This window comes from Methylobacterium sp. WL7, from assembly GCF_008040085.1.
GTDB classification, from domain to species: Bacteria; Pseudomonadota; Alphaproteobacteria; order Rhizobiales; family Beijerinckiaceae; genus Methylobacterium; species Methylobacterium mesophilicum.
Genome location: NZ_VRVG01000412.1, coordinates 1 through 253, shown reverse-complemented (window position 1 = coordinate 253; position 253 = coordinate 1). Strand labels below are relative to the sequence as shown.

The following is a 253-nucleotide window of genomic DNA, read 5'->3' as shown; positions in this document are numbered from 1 at the left end:
GGTCAAACTCCACCCACTCGTCGCGCAGGCGGATCGTGCGGGCGCGGTCCTGATTGGCAACCACCAGCTTCAGCATCTTCCGGAACAGTGGGCGCAGGCCCATCCGCGCCATGTTGCGGGCGATCATGTCGACCGGGGCGATGCCGTTGAAAGCGATGTCCGAGACGTTGGGCGAGATGATCGGGTTGATTGCGCCCTGCTGCGAGACACGAACGATGCCGCCGAACCGGCGCTCACGCACCTCGTCGGGGTT

Annotated in this window: 1 pseudogene; it reads right to left on the bottom strand. The window is 65.2% G+C overall.

The window, feature by feature from the left end:
* A pseudogene (locus tag FV233_RS30005) lies at positions 1–241 on the bottom strand (hypothetical protein); the annotation flags it as partial.
* Positions 242–253 lie beyond the last annotated feature (12 nt).